This window comes from Bradyrhizobium sp. ORS 375 (assembly GCF_000239775.1).
GTDB lineage: Bacteria > Pseudomonadota > Alphaproteobacteria > Rhizobiales > Xanthobacteraceae > Bradyrhizobium.
Genome location: NZ_CAFI01000263.1, coordinates 1 through 512, shown reverse-complemented (window position 1 = coordinate 512; position 512 = coordinate 1). Strand labels below are relative to the sequence as shown.

The 512-nt window shown below is 73.0% G+C and carries 1 pseudogene; it reads right to left on the bottom strand.

Features of this window, described 5'->3' with window-relative positions:
- Positions 1-512 (bottom strand): annotated as a pseudogene (locus BRAO375_RS19550) (NAD(P)H-dependent glycerol-3-phosphate dehydrogenase); the annotation flags it as partial.

Here is a 512-nt window from a genome sequence, read left to right as displayed (position 1 = left end):
GCGCGACCGAGCCTGACAAGCTCGGCGAAGCCGCGCGTGGTCAGCGCCGCCAGCGCCGACGCGCCGAGATTGCGCCCGGCAACGATGCCGGCGGCGATCGCCAGCACGTTCTTGGCGGCACCGCCGATCTCGACGCCGCGCACGTCGGTCGAGTGATAGGGACGAAAGGTCGAGGAGCCCAGGGCCTGCACTAGCGCGGCGGCAAGCGCCTCCTCCGGCGCGGCGAGCGTCACCGCGGTCGGCAATCCACGCGCGACGTCGTCGGCGAAGCTCGGGCCGGACAGGATCGCCGGCGCCGCGCGCGGCGCGGCCTCGATGATCACCTCGGTCATGAATTTGTGGGTGCCGTGCTCGATGCCCTTGGCGCAGGCGACCAGCGGCGTGCCGGGCTTCAGCAGCGGCGCCAGATGCATGACGACGCCGCGCAGATGCTGCGCGGGAACGACGATCAGCACGGCTTCCGCGCGCGCGGCCCGCGCGAGATCGGCGGTCACGGCGATGCTGTCGGCGAG